Source organism: Oceanobacillus luteolus (assembly GCF_042678205.1).
Lineage (GTDB): Bacteria > Bacillota > Bacilli > Bacillales > Amphibacillaceae > Oceanobacillus > Oceanobacillus luteolus.
On sequence record NZ_JBHUDE010000161.1, the window covers coordinates 20,629 to 41,502 of the forward strand.

Genomic DNA, 20,874 nt, shown 5'->3' on the forward strand with positions numbered 1-20,874 from the left:
AACCTTGTATCTTGTACATGAAACAGAGTCGCTCATACATTATTTCGCCATCCTGTTAGATTTGAAAATTTTATATAGGGAATAGTAATTATAGTGAAAATCCCTTTACTATAGGATCCCCTACAGGAAAGGATGCGGTGTTCCATGGTAGACAAGATGACGAAAGAACAGAGAAGAAAGACGATGCAGGCTATCAAGGCCAAATCAAAGCTTGAAGACTCCGTTACAAGGAGACTTTGGGCAAGAGGTGTAAGATTCCGAAAAAATGTTCGTGGTATGGTTGGCACTCCCGATATTGCAATAAAGAAATACAAAGTGGTGATATTTATAGACTCCTGCTTTTGGCACTTCTGCCCCATCCATGGGAAAATGCCGAAAAGCAACATTCCTTTTTGGAAGAAAAAACTTGAACGTAATCAGGAAAGGGATAAAGAAGTGACCGAATATTATTTGGATAAAGGGTGGAATATCATGAGGATTTGGGAGCATGAAATTAGGGAGGATTTAGAATCTGTCGTAGATACAATCGTTGACTTTATTGAACTTGCAAAAAAAAGTAATTTATCCAATTAAGTACTCTACACTTATGCAGATTCAACCTTAGATTCTTTTAAAACAGCAAAAAGCAGGAGCCTCTCAACCCCTGCCTTAAATAATCCAGTATTCTATTAGTTACTTTAATCTAGTCATTCTTTAGATTTAATTGTTTTGTTTCCTTCACTACTCTAAGTTGCTTTTTATCGCTATCATAGGGCTGTGAATAGTAAACCTTTCCGCAATCTTGGCATGCCACATCGCAGACACGTTCATAATGTAGTTGTTCGTCACCTTTAATATTTGATGGGAATTCCTCCATTGCAATCGGAAGCAAGAGTCCACCACATTCACATTTAAACATGTTCTATCCCCCACTGAATGAGATTAATTCAGTATCTTAAAGCAACTCTAATTGAACTGCTTCCAGAGTGTTTGCTTTATCGATTTCTTCAATGCGTCTCCCCATTGTTTCTATAAGATTAACAACTAGAGCATTCCCCATACAAAAATATCTCATTCTATCGGGCATGCCTTCTGTCCAATTATCATTAAATCCATTTAATCTTTCACATTCAATAGGTGTCAAGTATCTTTTTCTACCGTTCACCTCAACTATGTGAGTACTTCTGTTCTTTGTACCTTCGCTAGTCAACATTGTTCGGCCCGGTAAATCCAACGAATCTGTTGGTGACATTCCACCTTCTGAGAAAAAGTATTTATGACCACTAGCCGAAGTTCTCTCAACCTTTTTTGCTCCCCGCAGATATTCAAACTTCTTTTCTTCTTCTTCTGAGAGGTAATATTTATCGTCAACTTCCGCTTCATCAAGAAGAATATCTCTTAACGGTGTAGGATCAATAGCTACAGGCTCTGTATGGGCGGTGTAGAATTTACCGTCCCTCATGACACCCGCGGTATGGAAACCATATGAATAGTTATCCGTTATAAAAACTCTATCATTCGGTAAATCCTCTATCTCACTCACTCTTCCCTGATAAGGCTCTTCTTTTACAGGAAAAGGTTTAGCAAAGAATCCTTTTTTAAAGACAATATCTTCCATACTTAATTCACGTTGCTCTTTATCAAAAACGATATCCTTTTTATATGCAAAAATGAATACCCGACGTCTTCTCTGTGCATGTCCATAATCAGCTGCATTAATGACTCGCCACTCCACAACATAATCTAAATGGTTGAATGTAGCAAGCATTACTGCAAAGTCTCTACCTCTTTGCTTGGAAGGGGACTTCAGTAACCTATCAACATTTTCAAGAAGTACATACTTAGGATGAGTATTTCTCAGTACCCGTTCAATCTCCCAAAACAGAACTCCTTTTTTTCCTTGAATACCCTGTTCCCCAGAAAGTGATCTGGCTACCGAGTAATCCTGACATGGGAAACCACCTACGACCAAGTCTGAAGCATAGTCTTGAAACACTTCATCAGGGACCTCACTTATATCTTCATTGCTATGTGTTCCGTTAGGGAAATTTCGTATATAACATTCAAAGGCATGTTGAACTTTACGAGAAGGTTCCCATTGATTAGCCCAAGTTACATCAAATAAATCCTTATTCGCTTTTTCTAATCCTAATCGAAATCCACCTACACCCGCAAACAATTCCATTACCCGAAGCTTTTTTTGTTGCGTCATATACGAACATCCTTTCGCTTTTCTACCATTATACACTATATTCGACAAAAGATCAAGATCTTTGTTTGAATTCGACAAGTTTTATTATACTTGTACCATTTTAAAATAAATTTTATAACAGTTAATTCTAGCATAAAATTTATTTGATTTCTATCTACTAGTTTTACCATTTTTTTTCGGAACAAAAAGAATGAAAACTAACACAAGGAAAACTAGTTCCTATATACTAGAATTGTACCCTAGGATATTTAAAATAGTCATTAGCTATTTTTATAGAGTTTAAAGCAGGAGGTTGCCATGGAATATCTGACAATGGATGAATTGATGGAAAAAGCATATGCTGCTGAAGGAAAAACTTTTGGAGATATTGATTTGACGAATCGCCTCGATAATCGAAAAGCAAAAGGTGGCCTTGGGCAAGTTGTTGAGGAAAGCTATTTCGGTTATCAAGTGAATTCTAATGCCAAACCTGACTTTGAGCATTTAAATGTAGAGTTGAAAGTGACACCATTTAAACATAATAAAAATGGGACGTTATCCGCTAAAGAACGTCTTGTCTTAAACATTATAAACTATATGGAAGAGGTGCACTACAATTTTAACACCTCCAGCTTTTGGCGAAAAAATGAGAAATTATTGCTTATGTTCTATGAATGGTTGCCGGATATTAATCGCAAGGACTATAGAATTGTAAAAAGTATCCTTTTCACTTATCCCGAGGAAGATTTGGAAATAATTAAGCAAGATTGGCAAACAATTGTATCAAAGATTAAAGCGGGAAAAGCACATGAACTCTCTGAAGGTGACACCAATTACCTTGGGGCCTGCACTAAAGGAGCTAATAGAAAGCAACTAAGGCAACAACCATATTCTGACATACCTGCTATGCAAAGAGCATTTTCCTTAAAACAATCCTATATGACAGTATTAGTCCGTAAATATATCAATAAAGAAAAACTAGTAAGGTTCGCAGATTCTGACGAATTAAAAGAAAAATCTCTAAACGATATTCTATCTGATAAGTTTTCTCCCCATATCGGGAAAACAATCAAGGAAATAGCAAGGGAATTCGACATCAAATACAATCCGCGTTCAAAAAGCTTTGTCCCTAGTATAATCAGTTCCTTTCTTGGTATAAAGGGTACTAGATTAAATGACATTGAAGAATTCGCAAAAGCTAATATCGAATTTAAAACCATACGGCTTGAACCAAATGGAAAGCCAAAGGAATCCATGTCGTTTGAGAACATAGATTTTCAGCTATGGACCAATGAATCCTGGGAAGAAAGTTATGTCCGCAATCGATTTTTAGAGACAAAATTTCTTTTCGTTGTTTTTGAATACAAAGAAAGTAAGAGAGAAAATCCTGAAAGAGAGCTTTTCTTTAAAGGAATTAAACTATGGAATATGCCAATACAGACCATAGAAAAAGAAATCAGGGAGTTATGGGAAGAGATAAACTTAAAAATCCGTGAAGGAATAAATATTCAATATAAAATGCGGGGAAAGAAACTTGTTGAAATGAATGATTTACCAAAAAGTGGATTTAACGGGGTCGCTCATGTTCGTCCGAAAGGTGCAGATGGTAAAGATAAGGTGTTACTGCCAAATGGGCAAACCATTACCAAGCAATGTTATTGGTTAAATAACAATTATATAGCTGAAATTGTTAGGAATCTTGAATGATAATCAGGCTCACTGTTAACGGAGCAAACACGGAGGGATATCTTTGACACAAAATATACGTAAGGTTTTTGATATGAATGAACAAGAAGCAGAAGATTGGGTTAATCGGAGTACAGGAAATCTTATAGTCACTAAAGAAAGCCAAGTGTTTTTCAGACACGCAGATCTGTTTTTAAGGAGACATAACAATATTTACGAACAGATATTAGAAACACTTCAAATTGAATTAAAAGGATTGGAGTTTTCTACTGAAAAGAGGCAATATAAGGATGGAATAAGATATGCGAGACGAATAAAAGCGGACTCGTTGAACACCTCAATAAGAGATAACTTTAAAATTAATATCCCTGAAATGAAATATGAGGTTGACTTCAAAGAAGGGGTCTTTTACGATTCAACTAAAATTGGTGGATTTGATTTTGCTTTGTTTGACGAATTATATAACTTAGTTAATTTTAGAAACTACTGCTTTGGAAGAAGGGCTATTTTTGATGGGAAAAGTCGTTGGAATAGAGAACTTTTCAAAAGAGCCGACTGGAGGAAACTAGCGGATGTTCATGAATTAGAATCTATTACAGAAGGGATAGATATGGACTATCCCAAGAACGAACCTACAATTATTGGTGAAATTCAATTCGGTAACTGGGCATTATTATATTATGATTTGCTAAAAACCATCCAAATAGAACAACTTGTTGATATGGATTTCTTAGTGTATATTACCGCTTCAGGAAACCTTTCAAAATATATTAGTGATGGTACCGTTAACTTTGACAAGACAAGGAAGGACTTAGAGGATATTGAAAGCCTCATAAAATTCCCCATCTGGTTAATAGGTGTGGATTTTAAATAGCTAATACGAGACATTTAACACGCCTCCTTCGGGGAGTAACCTGACTCCCCAAATAACTCCTCCTTTAAAATCCCTATCAAACACATAAGCTACCACCCTACTTTCTAATAATGCCTTTACTATTCTCAGTAATAATTCTGACTTTCAATCTATTTGAACCTATAGTTTTTATAACCAAGAGAAAAGAGCCTGGAATTCCCTAGCCACCAGACACCTCCCCAAACCACCCATACTCCCTCTCAAACACCAACTTCACCGTCCCCGTCGGTCCATTTCTGTGCTTGGAAATAATCACCTCGACCTCGTTGCCTTTGTCACTATCCTTGTCATAATAATCCTCTCGATATAGAAAAAATATTACATCTGCATCTTGTTCGATATTGCCTGATTCGCGTAAGTCGGATAACATTGGGCGTTTATTTGGACGGGTTTCCACATTTCGGGACAGCTGAGAAATTAATAGAATTGGAATGTTCAGCTCGACTGCCAACAACTTCAGTTCCCTGGTGATCTCCCCCACTTCGATATCTCTTCGTTCTCGTCGGGTAGCTGGGGTAATTAACTGCAGGTAGTCAATGATGATGAGGTGATTTTCATGTGGATGGTCGTGTACCATTTTGCGTATCGCCGAACGGATTTCAAGCAATGTGCGTTTCGTATCCGTGACTTCGAGCTTCCAATTGGCAATCTCCCCAATTGCATAAAGGGCTTTATCATAATCATCTGCGCTAAATGCCAGCGAACGCCATTTTCGACCGTTCACCTTCCCTTCTGTAGAAATCATCCGCTTCAACAACTGCTTCGTTCCCATCTCTAGGCTAATCACAGTCGTCATGCCACCTTGTTTCGCATGCCCCGCAGCAAGGTTAAGTGCGAAGGCCGTCTTCCCGACGGATGGACGTGCCGCGAGTATTAGTAAATCTCCTCGTTGTAAACCACCTGTCATATAATCCAACTGCTCGTACGATGTAGATAAGCCAGGATTCCTCTGTTCCGGATAGGAGATTTCCTCCGCAATTTCCACGAGATGGTCGTAAACAGACTTTTCACTGTTTACCGTACCGATCTCTTGAATGGCCTCGAGATTAGCAATAAGCTTTTCAATTCCTTTTTCTGATGGGTTTTCCAAGTAATCAATGACATATTCTCTAGACTTTCTCATTCGATATGCTTCATAAACAAGCTTTTCATAATGCTTCAAGGTAGCAGTCGTTGGTACAGATTCCCCAAGCGAAACGAGATAGGAAGTATTTCCGGCTTGATAGATATTATCTCCAAGCCTTGCTGTTACAGTGATAACATCAATAGATTCTCCTTGATCAGCTACTAGTTTCATCGCCCGAAATATAAGCTTGTGGCGGGAATCATGGAAGTGCTCTTCCTGCACTTCCAGATCCTTAAAAAGAGAACCGTCGAGCAACACCGAGCCAAGTACTGCTGTCTCCGCTTCATAATTCTCGATCACCATCAAACCTTTCCACCAACTTCCTGAACGCCTCGAAAAATTCACGTTTCACTTCCTCAGGCACTTTCTTCGCCTCTTCCTCCCAGCCAATCGACTCTGCTATGTAATCATTCTGTTCGGTGGGATACGCAGCTATTTCGGATAACGTCGGAGCATAGGGGTGGGCAGCGACATGTGCTGAAAGATTCTTCATCACACCGTCATAATCCATCTTCTCCAGCTCAGGAATGAGAATCCTTGCTTTCCGCTTGTCCATATTCACTTTCGGATAAAATGCCTGAATCGTTTCCAACACATCAATTGCTTGTTCCCTATTCATACGATCATCTCCTCCCTTAATTCATCAAACAATGACTTACTTCCGGCATGTTCCTGCTTTCTTACGGTCCCTGTCTCTATACGAAGACTTTCTTTTTCTTCCTCATATACCCGTACTTCCTTGACGGTTCGGAGACCGGCACGAGACCAGGCGGTTAGAATCTTTTCGATATATTTCAATGTCTTGCCGCCTTGCATCACAGTCATGCGCATCGCTTCGAGGACGACCTCCTCTTTGAATAGTTCACACCATTTTTCAATGATGTTACCTACTGCAGGTGTCAACTGGGAAAAGTTTTCCTCGTAGAATTGAGTCGCTTGCTCTCCACCACTACTACTCTTTTGTTTATGTTTTAGTTTAGGTATGTTCCGCGATTCGTCCTCGTATAGGTCCGCGGATAAGTCCGGTGAAAGGTCCGTCTTATCAAATAAAAACGAGTCGTACAGGATAATCATTTCATAAACCGGTGCGCGACCTTTGTTGCCTTTTGCATAACGGATCAGTCCATGTTCTACAAGAACCTTCCTTGCATCCGACAAACGCTGTTTCGTTAGACCACTATATTGCTGAATTAGAATTTGTGGGGCATTAAAGCTTTTCTTCCACCCTGTCCGATTGTTGATCAGCATTAATGTATGCCATAAAAGGATTGCGACTGACGGCAGTTCATGATGTTCCAAATACTGTTTGAACATATTTAATTGTTTTATATAATTCATTGAAATTCTCCTTTTTTCTAGTGAAGCCGACATATCTACTATGTAGGCCTCCATCATAATTAACGTAAATCTATTTAATTCAGGTGAAGATTATCAATCCAAAGATCTACCATTTCTTTCACAAATAAGATTTCACCCCACCAGCAAGAGTGAGGAATCTCATCTGCCTCTACCATCCTATGCACCGTATCTACATGTACTCCTAGATACTCCGCCACTTCCTTCACAGTCAAGACCTTTTTCTCCATACAAAAAACACCTCCCTTTTATCCCTTCATATCTATAATCGAATGAGAAGATAATTTGGGGGCGTTTTTTGTTAAATTATTTTATTTAATTATATTTTGGAGCATTTTTTGTTTCATTTATTAGGGATTCATTCACTCCACATCCTCAAAACTATACTCTTCTTTAATCTCCTCCCACTTATCATAAACTTGTTTATCATATTTCAAAGATTCATCCACTGCTTCTTCAGAAAGCCGAATAAGCTCCCATGCTTCATCTTCTGTCAATGTGCCAGCTAAGAGTCCTTCGACGGCTTCCGTTTCTAAATGTACCGCTTCACTTAATGCATCCATCCAATTACGGATTAATTCATGATATTCTTTAGTTATTTCATATTTCGGATCTTTGGAATGGATGTAATCTTGGATTTCCTTCAGAGCTGGAATGATCTCATTTTTTTGCAACTCCAATGCATCCTCTTCCGATGTCATCCAGAGTATTTCATCATTCAATTCAAGCAAATCATCCATCCTAGGATTCACATAATCAACCATATCATTATGGAACTCCAGCACTTCATCCGCTTCCGCTGAACTGCACGCTGCAAGCATCCATATGGAAGATAACGCCACCAGCGCATATAATATTTTTTTCACTGTGAACCTCCTCCCCTTTACATTACATGCAACCTCGGCTCGTCTGATGCAGAATAAAGGGTAGGAGGGTTGTATCTTTAGAACCCCAATTAACATCTCAAATTTACATATAACGACAAAAAAACCGGTCCCCACGTGTGGAAACCGATTTTTGAATACGTATTTATGCTAATTTAGCAAGGATTTCACGGATAAATGCAGGTTCGTCTTTCGGTGTGCGTGAAGTGATCACATTTTCACTGACTATTACTTCTTCATCTTTGTATTCTGCACCTGCCAATTTCACGTCATCACGGATACCGATATAGCATGTTGCTTGCTTTCCTTTTAAGATATCCGCACTGATCATTACCTGTGGTCCATGACAAATTCCAGCGACTAATTTATCTTCTTGGTTGATTTCTTTTACGAAGCGAACGACGTCATCATTCACACGTAAAGCTTCTGGAGCTCCTCCACCAGGGATGATGACAGCATCGAAGTCCTCAGCCTTCGCTTCAGCCGCTCCGATGTCAGCTGTATAGGAGACCGTGCCCTTTTTCCCGTCACATGTTGCTCCTTTTTCCAAACCGATAATAACTGTTTCATGTCCTGCTTCTTTCACCGCTTCATAAGGATTTTTCATCTCAGAATCTTCAAATCCACTTGCTAAAAGAAATGCTACTTTCGCCATTTAAATACCTCCAGTACTAAATGTATTCAGAATAATTATAATTTACGTCTGACAAAATAGCAAAACAAGTGCTTGATGAACGAGTATCATCAGGCGACTACCCTCAAGCCAATTACACTTACAATAATCCCTATCATACAGACCACGCGCCAAGGACTTCTCGACTCGTTAAAAAACAGGATACCGACCAGCGTTGCACCTACAGTCCCAATACCCATCCATACCGCATAGGCAATGGATAAAGGGATTTCTTCCAAGGCGAGACGCAATAGCATAAGACTGATGATAAAACCACCAATGACAAGTAAATAGCCGAACCAACTGCTTTTCTCTGATACTTTTTTCAAACCGACGACTCCTATAATTTCTGTGGAGCCTGCAAGAATCAAATAGAGCCAACTCATTTACTCACATCCCCTTCAGCTTCTGACGTCCATTTCAGACCGACAATAAAAATGACAAGCAGTATGATGAAAAATATTTTTAGAAAACTTAACGGTTCTTGAAAAACGAATGTGTCAACGATGACTAAGCCAGCTGTACCTATTCCAGTGAACACAGCATAAGCAGTCCCAACTCCCAACTGTTTCACCGCCCGAATGAGTAAATCAAAACTGACAATGAGCGTAATCAATAACGGCCCTGCAAGCATATCGACTTTTAAGGCAGTAGCCCAAATTATTTCCAGTAAACCAGCTACGATTAAATAAAACCAGGCACGATTCGGACTTTCCTTTTTCTCTTTCGTACGTTTTTCCTTTGTTTTTTCTATACTCTCTTTTTTCTTGCTCGGAAATAATGTTTCAATGAGCTCAATGATGAGATGAATGATTAAGACGGTTTTCCATATTCCACTAATGACATTTACCGTATGGATCTTATAAATATTTACACCTTTGTTAAGGAAGTTTTCTTTTATAAAAACTATATAAGAATCGCTGCCTAACTCTGAGAGCGGCAGAACACCAACAATCAGCACAAACACGATATGCACTACGACAAACAGAATGAGATGGTACAGGAAAACATCCCATTTTGCACCTTTTTTTCTAGTTTGCCTCGCCACGTCCCTCAGCCTCCTTCCCGTTTTGCTCGTACCGATCCAAAATCTGTTCGATATATTCCATCGTTTCTTTATCCAAACCTAATACTTTCTCCGATTGTCCGCTATTTTCCGGTTTAATTTTTTCCCAATATTTATCAATGATCGCGTCATCAATCTGCAACTCTTGCTGGATAAATTCCATCATTTCCTTGGCAAGCTCTTGCGAAGGCTTGGAGTCAACAGGCTCCCTTTTTGTTTGATGTACTTTCTTCAAAAGATTCATCCACTTTTTCGTTTTTTCATCATGTGTCGTTAGATTAGGCATTTGTTTGATGAGAATGGTTTGTTCTTCTTCTGTAAAATTACGGTGAAGGAAGCTATCGATATGGTCGGATTGAACGGATTGAATAATATCTAATATAAACTGTGTCGACACGTCCCCCGTCAATTCCAGAGCATGCAAGACACCGTGCAGACTTTGTTCCAGTGCATCCAACCTCTGTTTTTCTTCTTGTATTTTTCCAATCTCCATTTCAAAAACTTGTTTCCATGTTTCGACTTTGGTCGTTTTTGTGTTTTCGAGTATCATCGGTTTGATTTGGGATAGTTTAAAGCCAAGCTTTTTCAACACGATGATTTGTTGAAGCTTGATGAGATCGTCCTTCGTGTAATAACGGTATCCTGTATCCGACTTTTTAGAAGGGGTAAGCAAACCTATTTCATCGTAATAATGAAGCGTTCTTACACTCACATCTGTTATTTTAGAAAGCTGTCCGACTAAGTACATTCCTTACACTCCTTTATTAAAGGTAATTTGTATAGTCCTATATTAAACTCTAACGCAAACGTTAGGGTCAAGGTTTTTTTGGAAATAATAATGGAAAGGTACACATAAAAATAAAAAGGGTATTTTTTTGATTAAAATCATCTTTCAAATCTGGAAAAGAAAGGAATTCACTCCCTTTGACATAACCCATCACTTATTTTATAATCATTACATAACGATAATAACTATAAAATAGTAATAGTTATAGATGGTTATTTGATTTAATAATTAAAAGTCAAAGGGGAGAGTGAAATGTTAACTTACTTAATGAAGACACGACCTGGTCAATTTTTACTTACTGGTATTATATTTATTGTTTTAGGGTTCATCTTTACACAAATTAACGAAACGTATAGTACATACGCATTTTATGTAGCCATCTTCTTTTTAGGATTTTATGCCGCAAAAGATGCTGTAGTGGATACAATTCAATCCAAGTCCCCCAATGTGGATTTACTGATGATATTGGCAGCATTAGGCGCAGTTTTAATTGATTATGAATCCGAAGGGGCTTTATTGCTACTCATCTTTGCCGGAGCCGAGGTACTGGAAGATTATGCATCTGACAAATCAACGAGCGCCATATCCGAGCTTATGGCTCAAGTGCCAGCGACAGCACAAGTACTAAAAGAAAATGGAGAAATCCATGAAGTGCCTACGAAGGAATTGAGAGTAGGCGATACCGTTGTAGTGACAAAAGGAGAACAAATCCCTATCGACGGCTACACAGACCGGAAAACATTGGTTAATGAAGCTGCGTTAACGGGAGAATCCGTCCCTGTAGAAAAAGATAAGGGCGACGAAATTTTTGCAGGAACCATCAATGAGGGAAATGTCGTTCATCTTACAGTAAATAAATTAAGTAGTGAAACTGTCTTTTCAAATATTATCCGGATGGTGGAAGAAGCTCAAAACCGGCCATCAAAAATTTCTAAATTCATTGATCGGATTGAAGCGAAATACGTTATTGGTGTATTAGTTGCCGTTCCGATTTTTATTTTCATCCTCTATGCTTTTCAAGATTTCACTTTCCAAGAATCGTTTTATCGAGGAATGGTATTACTGACCGTAGCAAGTCCCTGTGCCTTAGTCGCTTCAGCAACCCCGGCCACATTAAGTGCGATTAGTAATGGAGCAAAGAATGGGGTTCTATTCAAAGGCGGGGCAGCGATGGAAGCACTGAGCACGATGGATGTATTGTACAGCGATAAAACTGGAACGTTGACCTATGGAGAGTTCCAGGTTACTGATTATGAAGTAGATGAAGATATTTTAAAAGAAGTGGTATACATGGAACAACAATCCAGCCATCCGATTGCTGAAGCGATCGTAAATACATTTCCAGAATTGGACTTGGATACAGTTGACCAGACGGAGTCGGTGGAAGAAGTAGCCGGCTCCGGGGTACAGAAAGGTGATATCATAGTCGGCAAACCTTCCGTCTTCGATTCCTTTGAAGATGTGAATGGTTATCGCAGTAAAGTGATGGAAGGAAATACGATGGTTTTCGTAGGGAAAGGTAATGAGATTGTCGGATACTTCTCTCTCGCAGACCAAGTACGCGAAGAATCGAAGCAAGCGATTGATGGTTTCCAAAAGGAAGGAATTCATGTTTCCCTATTAACCGGGGATAATGAATTGGTTGCGAAAAAAGTTGCTGAAGAAGTAGGCATAGATGAGTATGTCGCTTCTTGTCTGCCAGAAGACAAAATCAGCTATGTTAATGATAGTCAGAAAAAAGGTAAAGTAGTTGGCATGATTGGAGACGGCATTAACGATGCTCCCGCACTTGCGAACGCAGATATAGGAATCGCAATGGGTAGCGGTTCTTCTGTCGCAATGGAGTCAGCTGATGTCGTCATCGTCAAGAATAACCTGGCAAAGTTGTTTTATAGTTTTAAACTGAGCTATAAACTGAACCGGATCATCCTAGGGAATATTTTATTTTCTATTGCTGTCATTATTACATTAATCATCCTGAACCTGTTTGGCTTATTGAATTTACCGATGGCAGTTGTATTTCATGAAGGCTCTACTATATTAGTCATTTTGAACGGCCTCCGTTTATTATTAGCGGGGGAGCAGGCCCCCCGCGTTTGAGGCTGACTCCTTATCCGTTTTTGGTAAGTTCATTTACTGCCAAAATGGCATCTGCAACTTGTTCTGGTGTCAGATCTGAATCCATATTTCGGGCTGTTTCACCTTCCGCAGTTGCCAGCTCACCGATTTTCAGTAAATCTTCATAGGAAGCATCTTCCAAATGAAGCTCTTTCAATGTAGTTGGCAGTTCAATTGCTTGGAAGAAGTGGGCATAGCGGAGAATTTCTGTATCCGGATACCCTTCCAATACTAATTGAGTCAGGATACCATAGGCTACTTTCTGGCCATGAGTCAGATTGTGGACTTCTCCCTCCAATGCCGTGAATCCATTATGGACTGCGTGGGCAGCTGCTAATCCACCATTTTCAAAACCTAATCCGGATAACAATGTATTCGCTTCAATAACTGCTTCAACTTGCGGAGTCACTAACCCTTGTTTAGCCGCTTTATATGCTGCAGGACCTTGTTCAAATAAAATTTCTTCCGCCTTTTCAGCAATTGCCTGCGCAGCAAGCGTAGCCTTTCCACCTGCCATCGTGTTCGAATTTCTTTTTTGTGAAGCTCTGGCCTCCACAAGGGTCGCCATCGCATCTCCCATACCTGAAGCTAACAAGAGGACCGGTGCTCCAACGACAACTTTGGAATCGACCAACACTAAATCGGGATTCTTATTATAAAACTTGTAACTTTCAAAAACCCCTTCATCAGAATAAATGACGGACAGTGCACTCGTTGGCGCGTCGGTTGAAGCTGTAGTCGGTGCAATGACAACCGGTACATCGAGTGCATCTGCTACTGCTTTAGCCGTGTCAATTGTTTTCCCGCCACCTAGACCAATAATGACATCTGTATTTTTATCTTTGCCTACACCGGTAAGACGATCGATTTCTGTATTGGAGGCTTCGCCGGAGAATTCTTCGAATGTGTAGGAAATATCCGCCGCCTTAAAACTTTCTTCCACTGCGTCGCCAGTGATTCCCCAAACAACACTGTCAGATAGGACAAGCGGTGTCGTTCCTATTTTTCCGACCTCTTCTCCAAGTTGGCTAATAGCACCAGCACCTTGAATATACTTTTTCGGTGAAATAAATACCCTCTTTTGCATGTTGACTTGCTCCCTTCTTTCAAATGAATTTTGTCGATCAAACACATAAACCATTCGCACTTAAGTTGTTTGCTCGACTGCCTTTTTTAAGTTCAACTTATCTATACCCTATTTTTTCCTTTTTACTACCCTTTTATGGGGAAGTTTTTCTTCAGTTTTTCCTCTGAATATACTCCAAAGTATGATGCTCAACATGTTCTTCTAGATTTTCTATAAAGCAGGGTAAAGCTATAACAACATTGAATAATAATTTAACAGCAACCAAAATAGGAAACGATGGAGGTGGAGCTAGTGGTCCCATATTTTGGGGTAACGGAGAATGGCTTGAGACAAAAAGGGGTCAGTTAACTGCTATTGTATTACTTGAGAGTGAGTAATTGGACCCTACACACTTTATGGCTTTAAAGATTTAGTATGCTTCTATCAACATAAGGATGATTGCAAGAACCATCTAGTTAACAGGCTTTAATGAGAAGTTGAACAATCGGGCAACACTTATTTATTACAAAAAAATAATGATATTCTAGGAGTGATAGTAATGTTACAAGGATTATATGAAGCACATTTACCAGTAAAAGACCTAGAAGTTTCCATGAAATTTTACGAAAAGTTAGGATTGAAATTTGCTTGGCGTGATGAAGATACGGCCTTCTATTGGATAGAGAAAGGGAAAAGTTGGTTAGGATTATGGGAAGGCGAAGAGGTCCAAACCCCTTATCACCCGGCACTAAGACATGTCGCTTTCCGAGTTACATATGATGATTTGAAAGAATCCTTAAAATGGCTGGAATCAATCCAAATCGAAGCTGTTCCATTTGGAAGTCAAACATCCGTCGATCCATTCATCAGACCACATCAAGGCAATGCCTCCGTCTATTTTGATGATCCGGATGGGAATAGCTTAGAGCTGATGTGTCATGTCGATGTTCCGGATGAATTGAAACATATTGAGGATAAGTTGTCCTTTGATGAATGGGAAAAATTATTAGATGAGTTAAAATAGGTGCTCCTGGAACAGAGGTGGAAGCGTGGAAATTAAGGTTTTACAAATTGAGGATGCACGTTGTTAAGCCTAGTTTAGTTCTCACGTTACATTGTAACTTGATTTCGAGAGTAAGAAGGAACGCGAGACAGTCTCACGTTACCTTGTGGCTCGATTTTGGGAGTAAGAGAGAACGTAAGATGGTCTCACGTTACATTGTAACTTGATTTCGAGAGTAAGAAGGAACGCAAGACAGTCTTACGTTACCTTGTGCCTCAATTTTGAGAGTAGGAAGGAACGCGAGACAGTCTCACGTTACCTTGTGGCTCGATTTCGAGAGTAAGAGAGAACGCGAGAGAGTCTCACGTTACCTTGTGGCTCCATTTCGAGAGTAAGAGAGAACGCGAGATGGTCTCTCGTAACCTATATACAAGTTTTTTACTGAAAGAGGTAACACAAGAATATTATCTTGGTTCAACAAGATAAATCAGGAGGAGATTTAGATGAATAATCGTCTGAAAATCACTCTCTTCACTATCTCCATCGCAATCTTTGGTTTTCATATGTTCCACTTATTTTATCTTTGGCCTAATATCCCGGAGAGGATTGCAATTCATTTTACCGGTAGTGGAACAGCGGATAATTGGGGTTCTAAATACTTTCTATTAGCCATCCCAGTACTTAGTATTCTCATTTGGCTATTTATTGGTTTTCTAGTAAAGCGCCCAGAAAAGATGAACTACATTAATCTAACAGAGGCGAATAAAGAAATTCAGTACAAACGAATGGAAATCGTCATGCTGCTCCTGCAAAATGTCAGTTTTATCGCTTTTATCCTAATTAATGAAGCGATGCTGAGAAATGCAGTTGGAATGGCATCTGAGCTTCCCTTTTACCTCGCCCTTATTCTTCTTGCCATTTGTGTAGTTGCTCCTTTTTACCTTTTGATATGGTCCGCAACTTTGAAATACTAGTTAACAAATTAATAAACCCACTACGCTCAACCAACGTAGTGGGTTCTAACCGATTATGAATCTTTTATTTCCAACTTACGTACTTTATCAGGTGTGACATCATTTCCGAGCGGGTCTACCACCTTCATTCCAGAAAAAGTACCGAGTACTTGTCCACGGATGGCACCTAGATACTCTTTTCTAAGTCTTTTTTGTTCCACTTTTTCCGCCACTGTTAATCCTATTTCACGTTGCTTTTTTGCTAACTCATTAATTCTCGGTAAGATATTTATCACCTTTTCCACCTCTCTCATTTCTAATCTTTTATAGGTGCAAGTTTTGCTTCAATCTCTTTACGACGCTCTTCTAAAAACGGTGGTAAATCAAGTTTTTCGCCTAGTGTTTCTACATCCTCATCAACTAAAAATCCCGGTTCGTCGGTAGCAATTTCAAACAGTATTCCATTCGACTCACGGAAGTAGAGACTCTTGAAATAATGGCGGTCAACAATACCAGAAGAATGGAATCCTCTTTGTTTCACCTGTTCCGCCCAATATTCGAGTTCCTCATCTGTTTTAACCCGAATTGCCAAATGATGTACACTGCCTCGGCCTGGTCTTTCGGATGGTCCGTCTTGATATTTCACTACGATTTCTCCAAAAACCTCTCCCTCGATCGATTGAAAAATTGCTTCACTTTCATTACGGCTCACTTCGGTATAACCAAACATATCAGTCAAAGTTCTTGCCAACTTATCAAGCCTTTTTACAGTCATTTCCACAGGTCCCATACCCTGTATTTGATGCTCCTCAGGGACATTTGATTTTTCCCATGTTTCCCAGAAATCGAGTCTCTCCCCTTCGCCGACAAGTAACACTAGTCGAAGTCCATCCGGATCCTCAAATTTCAGGGCAGGACGATTTGCATACGTTCCGATTTCTGCATGATATACCTCATGCTCTTCAAATCTTTCTTTCCAGTAATGAAGGCTTTCTTCTGAAGGAACGAGCAATCCAATTCTCGTAATGGCGTTCGTACCACGATACGTATAGCCTGCCAAAGGGATTTCGAAAAATGTCAGCTCCGTGCCAGGACTTCCGGTTTTATCTCCGTAAAACAAGTGATACATCGATGGATCATCTTGGTTGACCGTCATCTTTACTCGGCGTAAACCGAGAATATTTTTATAGAAATGGTTATTATCATTGGCGTTTTTAGTTATCATCGAAATATGATGGTGTCCTGGAATATTATACATATTGATTCTCCTTTTTTATCATTTTACTAATCAAGTGAAATTGAAAAAAATAAATTTATAGAGATTCCAATTTGCTATGTGTATGTTTCTGAAGTTTCGTCATTAATTGGTACAATGTTTTCTGTTCTGCTTCTGTTAAACAGTCATCCAGCAAAGACGTTTGGAAGGCTAACTGATGGCCAAATACTTCCTCCACCTTCTCCTGTCCTTTTTGTGTAAGGGATACCCAATTTGTTTTCCAATCTTTCTTGCGTTGAATATAACCTTCCTGATCGAGCCGAGTGAGCATACGGGATATTCCCCCTCTGAAACGGTAACTTTCTCAGCAAGCTCACTTTGCGTAATCGGTTGGTAACTCGCAACCTGATTCAATACATCAAACTGGGCTACAGTGATGCCAAATAGCTTTAAATATTCATTTGATAGTTTATTACTTTGATGTGTGAAACGGGTAGTCCTCAGCCAAATTAATGAGCCAAGTGTATTTTTCTTCATATATGCTCACTTCCTTTCGTTACTATCACTTTACCACTCAATTGATAAATTTGCAATTAATAAGTTTTGAATTCAGTATTCCTAACTCAACTTATTTTTTTCAAAGCAAAAGTGAAGCGATCCAGTTTTTTGAGTAACACCGGAATACAATGCAACATTTCGTGGAGCACTTGATAATGAACAGCAAAACATTCGTCATCATGGGGGCTTGCATGGGAATTTTAGGTCCCGTTAATCTTCTATCAAACGTTTACTCACCCATCCCATTCGGCCAGTTCCAAAAGTTCTAAATCTTTTACATAAATAGTCTTAGTTAATCATGTTGATCCAAATATTTTGAATTATAATGCATTATATGCACTAAATTACATACTTGGAGGGACTTTCATGAAAAAGAAACTATTAACACTCTGTCTTGCAGGAACTCTAGTAATCGGTGGAACATCTATCACTTCCCCGCTTGTCAATGCGGCTGGGAATGGTCCTAACTATGGAGGGAATGAAACGATAAACACCTCTATTCTTTCTACTTACCAAGAAATGGTTGATTTCCTAGAGAAACAAGAAGCAAAACAAGAAAGAATGGAAATAGAAGTCATTGGCCAAACCGTAAAAGGACGAGATATTCACCTTGTAAAATATATATCCAATCCAGAAAATCCAACTATTCTATACTTAACTCAACAACACGGAAATGAACAATTAACTACAGAAGGAACACTAGAATTCATTAAGCATTTAGGAACAGGAAAAACAAAGGGAGTATTGGATCATGTTAACGTGCTAATATTACCTATGTTAAATGCGGATGGTGCGATGGGGGACGTGAATTTTTCATTAGAGGATTATATCGCTAGTGGTGATCGTCATCTAACTAGATATAATGCGAATGGTGTAGATATAAATCGCGACCATATTGACAAAATAGAACCTGAAACACAAGCTTTGCATGAAAATGTTTTACAGAAATATGATATTGATTACATGATTGACCTCCATCATCAAGGAGCTGACAGAGTAATCAATGGGGATGAATTAGTCTCCGGGTCCATTCTTTACCCGACCACACCTAATGTCAAAGAAGATGTAGTGGAAAAGTCCAAACAATTGGGTGCTGTCGTCTACAATGAACTGAGTCCAAAAGGTTGGGCTCTCTTAGGAAAATACCCTGGTGGAAGCGCGGAAACAATTGCTCGTAATGGAGTTGCTGTACAATATGATATTGCTACCCTTTTATTTGAAATGCGCGGGATGTCTGACCATAACGACCCATCGCGAGTCATCGGGCAAAAGAGTAATGGTTATCTAATTAAACAGACTGTTAATACGCTAGATGCAACACTAAGAGCTGTTGCAGACGGATCTATAAACAATCAAGACGTGTCTTTTTGGGATACATTACCAGAGCAAACTACTAAAACCAATGAATAATATTGACAGTGAAGATACTAAATTAGAAACGAAAAATGACACCTGAAGAAGGTGTCATTTTTTCTGACAAAAGATAAGGAAATTCATTGGAGTCGTTTATCCTATATTCTTTTAAGGAGGATGGAGCCGACTCCGTTGATTTTATCCTTTTGAATATTAAGTCCTCAATAATAGTAAATAAACAATCTAGTAATCAGTTAGACCCACCTTTAATATAATTATAAGGTATTTTCACAAAAAACAGGAGTTAACGCCTATAAACATTAGGAAGAAATCACCTAGTAATACTATTTAAACTATTATAGAATTTATAGTAATATTCTAAACTACCAAAATTTACTAGGAGGTTACTAATTTGAAGAAGAATAGCAAGCTATTATCCATCGTTCTTGCCATTTTATTAGTAGTAGGAGGATTTAGTGCACCAGCCTTTGCACACCAAACAATCACACCTCCACAGCAAATTTTGAAAGACCCGATCGACAATAAGGTCATCAATAAAATCAATGTCGATAATATCTATGACAACATCGACCATTTGCAACAAACGCCAAGGGTTGCTTCTACACCGGAAGAATATGCGGCCGTTCAGTATGTGAAGGAACAATTTGAATCCTATGGCTATGATGCTGAAATCCAAGAGTTTGAATACTTCGGGTATACAGCGCCTCATACAGTCGAACTGGCAATAGACGGTACCAATGTAGATACCCTCCCATTTACGTACACTCCTAGTGGAGACGTTCAGGCGGAGTTGGAATATGTTGGGTTTGCAACGGAAGAGGAGTTGGAAGGGGTAGACCTAAGCGGTAAAATCGCTCTCGTTCAACGTGGTTCCAATTCTTTTGCAGAAAAAGTTGTCAATGCTTCTGAAAAAGGAGCAGTAGGTGTTATTATTTTCAATAATACATCTGGTGTCATTAATGGAACCCTCGGTACTACGGACGATCGTTACGTTCCTGTCGTTTCCATTACGCAAGCCCAAGGGGAAGAACTTGTCACCAAGCTTGAGAATGGTGAAGCTGTGCAAGCTTCCTTACAAGTTGTAGGAGCATCTGCCGGACTGCGTACATCTCATAACGTCATTGCTTCTAAGAAACCGACCAATAAAAAGAAAGACACCGGTAAAGTCATCACCGTAACGTCTCACCATGACTCTGTGCCAGGTGCACCAGGAGCGAATGATAATGCTTCAGGAACGGCAATGGTACTAGAATTGGCACGTGTATTTAAAAATCTGCCAACCGATACAGAACTCCGCTTCATCACTTTCGGTGCAGAAGAGTTAGGCTTGATTGGTTCCAGACACTATGTCGCCAACTTATCACAAGCGGAACGGGACCGCATTGTTGCGAATTTCAACCTCGACATGGTCGGAAGCCGTGATGCGGGAGATTTAGTTGTGAATTCAGTAGATGGAGAACCTAACTTAGTAACAGAGTTAACACAAGCGTCCAGCTTACGTCTAAATGGTGAACCTACAAGACTTGGACGTAGTGGAAGCAGTGACCACGTCCCATTTGCGGAAGCTGGTATTCCAGCAGCACTGTTCATCCATAGCCCATTGGAGCCTTGGTACCACACATCAGAAGACACAATCGATAAAATCAGTAAAGAAAAGCTTAAAGATGTAGCTCAAATCGTTTCAACAGCAATCTATGACTATGCACGCTTTGACAACCAAAATCCAAAACCAAAGCAACAGCTTAAGAAACAGCAGCTACCAGAACAATTTTATTATGAAGAAAGCATTAACTAAAACATAAGAACCAGCTACAGTAGCTGGTTCTTCTTTTTGTACACTGATATGATATGGTTGTTGAGTCTTCGCTATCTGACTAATGCTAATGACTTCTGTCAAAGGTAAAGAGGATATATTTACATTGCGG

Annotated in this window: 22 protein-coding genes and 1 pseudogene; 8 read left to right on the forward strand and 15 right to left on the reverse strand. The window is 39.3% G+C overall.

The genetic code is table 11. The features are described from left to right. The first annotated feature begins 144 nt into the window (after positions 1 to 144). Positions 145 to 573: a very short patch repair endonuclease gene (locus ACFSBH_RS18765; RefSeq protein WP_379599091.1), complete on the forward strand. Its 429-nt coding sequence runs from the start codon at positions 145 to 147 to the stop codon at positions 571 to 573. A 109-nt stretch (positions 574 to 682) separates the two neighbouring features. Here the strand turns inward: ACFSBH_RS18765 and ACFSBH_RS18770 are convergent, their stop codons facing one another. Beyond that, the gene (locus tag ACFSBH_RS18770; RefSeq protein ID WP_379599093.1) at positions 683 to 898 is read right to left on the reverse strand and encodes a hypothetical protein; all 216 of its coding nucleotides are present in this window, start codon (positions 896 to 898) and stop codon (positions 683 to 685) included. A 36-nt stretch (positions 899 to 934) separates the two neighbouring features. Further along, positions 935 to 2,191, reverse strand: a complete 1,257-nt coding sequence (gene dcm, locus ACFSBH_RS18775) for a DNA (cytosine-5-)-methyltransferase (protein ID WP_379599095.1) — start codon at positions 2,189 to 2,191, stop codon at positions 935 to 937. A gap of 297 nt (positions 2,192 to 2,488) precedes the next feature. Between dcm and ACFSBH_RS18780 the strand changes: the two genes are divergently transcribed. Both ACFSBH_RS18780 and ACFSBH_RS18785 read left to right on the forward strand, forming a co-directional pair. Then, on the forward strand, positions 2,489 to 3,877 hold the full coding sequence (locus ACFSBH_RS18780; RefSeq protein ID WP_379599097.1) for a Sau3AI family type II restriction endonuclease: 1,389 nt from the start codon (positions 2,489 to 2,491) through the stop codon (positions 3,875 to 3,877). A gap of 43 nt (positions 3,878 to 3,920) precedes the next feature. Beyond that, complete coding sequence (locus tag ACFSBH_RS18785) at positions 3,921 to 4,730, forward strand: BglII/BstYI family type II restriction endonuclease (RefSeq protein ID WP_379599099.1); 810 nt, start codon at positions 3,921 to 3,923, stop codon at positions 4,728 to 4,730. A gap of 199 nt (positions 4,731 to 4,929) precedes the next feature. On the opposite strand, the gene dnaB is transcribed toward ACFSBH_RS18785, so the two are convergent. From dnaB to ACFSBH_RS18830, 9 genes are all read right to left on the reverse strand, one after another. Then, positions 4,930 to 6,240 (reverse strand): replicative DNA helicase, encoded by a 1,311-nt coding sequence (dnaB, locus tag ACFSBH_RS18790; protein ID WP_379599101.1) that lies wholly within the window; start codon positions 6,238 to 6,240, stop codon positions 4,930 to 4,932. Next, a complete protein-coding gene (locus tag ACFSBH_RS18795) occupies positions 6,179 to 6,514 on the reverse strand; it encodes a hypothetical protein (protein WP_379599103.1) in 336 nt (111 codons plus the stop codon). Before ACFSBH_RS18795 ends, dnaB begins: the two co-directional genes overlap by 62 nt. Next, the gene (locus ACFSBH_RS18800) at positions 6,511 to 7,233 is read right to left on the reverse strand and encodes a DnaD domain-containing protein (RefSeq protein WP_379599105.1); all 723 of its coding nucleotides are present in this window, start codon (positions 7,231 to 7,233) and stop codon (positions 6,511 to 6,513) included. Before ACFSBH_RS18800 ends, ACFSBH_RS18795 begins: the two co-directional genes overlap by 4 nt. Before the next feature lie 74 nt (positions 7,234 to 7,307). After that, positions 7,308 to 7,481 carry a helix-turn-helix domain-containing protein gene (locus tag ACFSBH_RS18805; RefSeq protein ID WP_379599107.1) on the reverse strand — a complete coding sequence of 58 codons (174 nt, stop codon included), beginning with the start codon at positions 7,479 to 7,481 and terminating at the stop codon, positions 7,308 to 7,310. A gap of 132 nt (positions 7,482 to 7,613) precedes the next feature. After that, a complete protein-coding gene (locus tag ACFSBH_RS18810) occupies positions 7,614 to 8,117 on the reverse strand; it encodes a hypothetical protein (protein ID WP_379599109.1) in 504 nt (167 codons plus the stop codon). Between the two features lie 163 nt (positions 8,118 to 8,280). After that, positions 8,281 to 8,790, reverse strand: coding sequence for a type 1 glutamine amidotransferase domain-containing protein (locus tag ACFSBH_RS18815; protein ID WP_251515977.1), 510 nt, complete (start codon positions 8,788 to 8,790; stop codon positions 8,281 to 8,283). Positions 8,791 to 8,879: 89 nt separating this feature from the next. Next, a complete protein-coding gene (locus tag ACFSBH_RS18820) occupies positions 8,880 to 9,194 on the reverse strand; it encodes a DMT family transporter (protein ID WP_251515978.1) in 315 nt (104 codons plus the stop codon). Further along, the gene (locus ACFSBH_RS18825) at positions 9,191 to 9,856 is read right to left on the reverse strand and encodes a DMT family transporter (RefSeq protein ID WP_349774369.1); all 666 of its coding nucleotides are present in this window, start codon (positions 9,854 to 9,856) and stop codon (positions 9,191 to 9,193) included. Before ACFSBH_RS18825 ends, ACFSBH_RS18820 begins: the two co-directional genes overlap by 4 nt. Next, positions 9,840 to 10,622 (reverse strand): MerR family transcriptional regulator, encoded by a 783-nt coding sequence (locus ACFSBH_RS18830; RefSeq protein ID WP_251515979.1) that lies wholly within the window; start codon positions 10,620 to 10,622, stop codon positions 9,840 to 9,842. The genes ACFSBH_RS18825 and ACFSBH_RS18830 overlap by 17 nt, the downstream gene beginning before the upstream one ends. A 291-nt stretch (positions 10,623 to 10,913) precedes the next feature. Between ACFSBH_RS18830 and ACFSBH_RS18835 the strand changes: the two genes are divergently transcribed. After that, positions 10,914 to 12,761 carry a heavy metal translocating P-type ATPase gene (locus ACFSBH_RS18835; RefSeq protein WP_379599113.1) on the forward strand — a complete coding sequence of 616 codons (1,848 nt, stop codon included), beginning with the start codon at positions 10,914 to 10,916 and terminating at the stop codon, positions 12,759 to 12,761. A gap of 10 nt (positions 12,762 to 12,771) precedes the next feature. Here the strand turns inward: ACFSBH_RS18835 and ACFSBH_RS18840 are convergent, their stop codons facing one another. Further along, positions 12,772 to 13,866 carry a glycerol dehydrogenase gene (locus ACFSBH_RS18840; RefSeq protein ID WP_379599115.1) on the reverse strand — a complete coding sequence of 365 codons (1,095 nt, stop codon included), beginning with the start codon at positions 13,864 to 13,866 and terminating at the stop codon, positions 12,772 to 12,774. A 538-nt stretch (positions 13,867 to 14,404) separates the two neighbouring features. On the opposite strand from ACFSBH_RS18840, the gene ACFSBH_RS18845 reads away from it, so the two are divergent. Both ACFSBH_RS18845 and ACFSBH_RS18850 read left to right on the forward strand, forming a co-directional pair. After that, positions 14,405 to 14,869 (forward strand): VOC family protein, encoded by a 465-nt coding sequence (locus ACFSBH_RS18845; RefSeq protein ID WP_379599117.1) that lies wholly within the window; start codon positions 14,405 to 14,407, stop codon positions 14,867 to 14,869. 482 nt (positions 14,870 to 15,351) lie between these two features. Further along, entirely contained in the window at positions 15,352 to 15,822 is a 471-nt protein-coding gene (locus ACFSBH_RS18850) for a DUF1648 domain-containing protein (protein WP_379599119.1), read from the forward strand. Between the two features lie 53 nt (positions 15,823 to 15,875). Here the strand turns inward: ACFSBH_RS18850 and ACFSBH_RS18855 are convergent, their stop codons facing one another. The 3 genes and pseudogenes from ACFSBH_RS18855 to ACFSBH_RS18865 form a co-directional block, all read right to left on the reverse strand. After that, entirely contained in the window at positions 15,876 to 16,097 is a 222-nt protein-coding gene (locus ACFSBH_RS18855) for a DUF896 domain-containing protein (RefSeq protein ID WP_379599121.1), read from the reverse strand. Positions 16,098 to 16,117: 20 nt separating this feature from the next. After that, positions 16,118 to 17,059, reverse strand: coding sequence for a ring-cleaving dioxygenase (locus tag ACFSBH_RS18860; RefSeq protein ID WP_379599123.1), 942 nt, complete (start codon positions 17,057 to 17,059; stop codon positions 16,118 to 16,120). A 55-nt stretch (positions 17,060 to 17,114) separates the two neighbouring features. Further along, positions 17,115 to 17,554 (reverse strand): annotated as a pseudogene (locus ACFSBH_RS18865) (MarR family winged helix-turn-helix transcriptional regulator). 387 nt (positions 17,555 to 17,941) lie between these two features. Between ACFSBH_RS18865 and ACFSBH_RS18870 the strand changes: the two are divergent. Beyond that, positions 17,942 to 18,985, forward strand: a complete 1,044-nt coding sequence (locus ACFSBH_RS18870) for a M14 family zinc carboxypeptidase (protein ID WP_251515988.1) — start codon at positions 17,942 to 17,944, stop codon at positions 18,983 to 18,985. Positions 18,986 to 19,340: 355 nt separating this feature from the next. Continuing rightward, positions 19,341 to 20,744: a M28 family peptidase gene (locus tag ACFSBH_RS18875; RefSeq protein WP_379599125.1), complete on the forward strand. Its 1,404-nt coding sequence runs from the start codon at positions 19,341 to 19,343 to the stop codon at positions 20,742 to 20,744. The last annotated feature ends 130 nt before the right edge of the window (positions 20,745 to 20,874 follow it).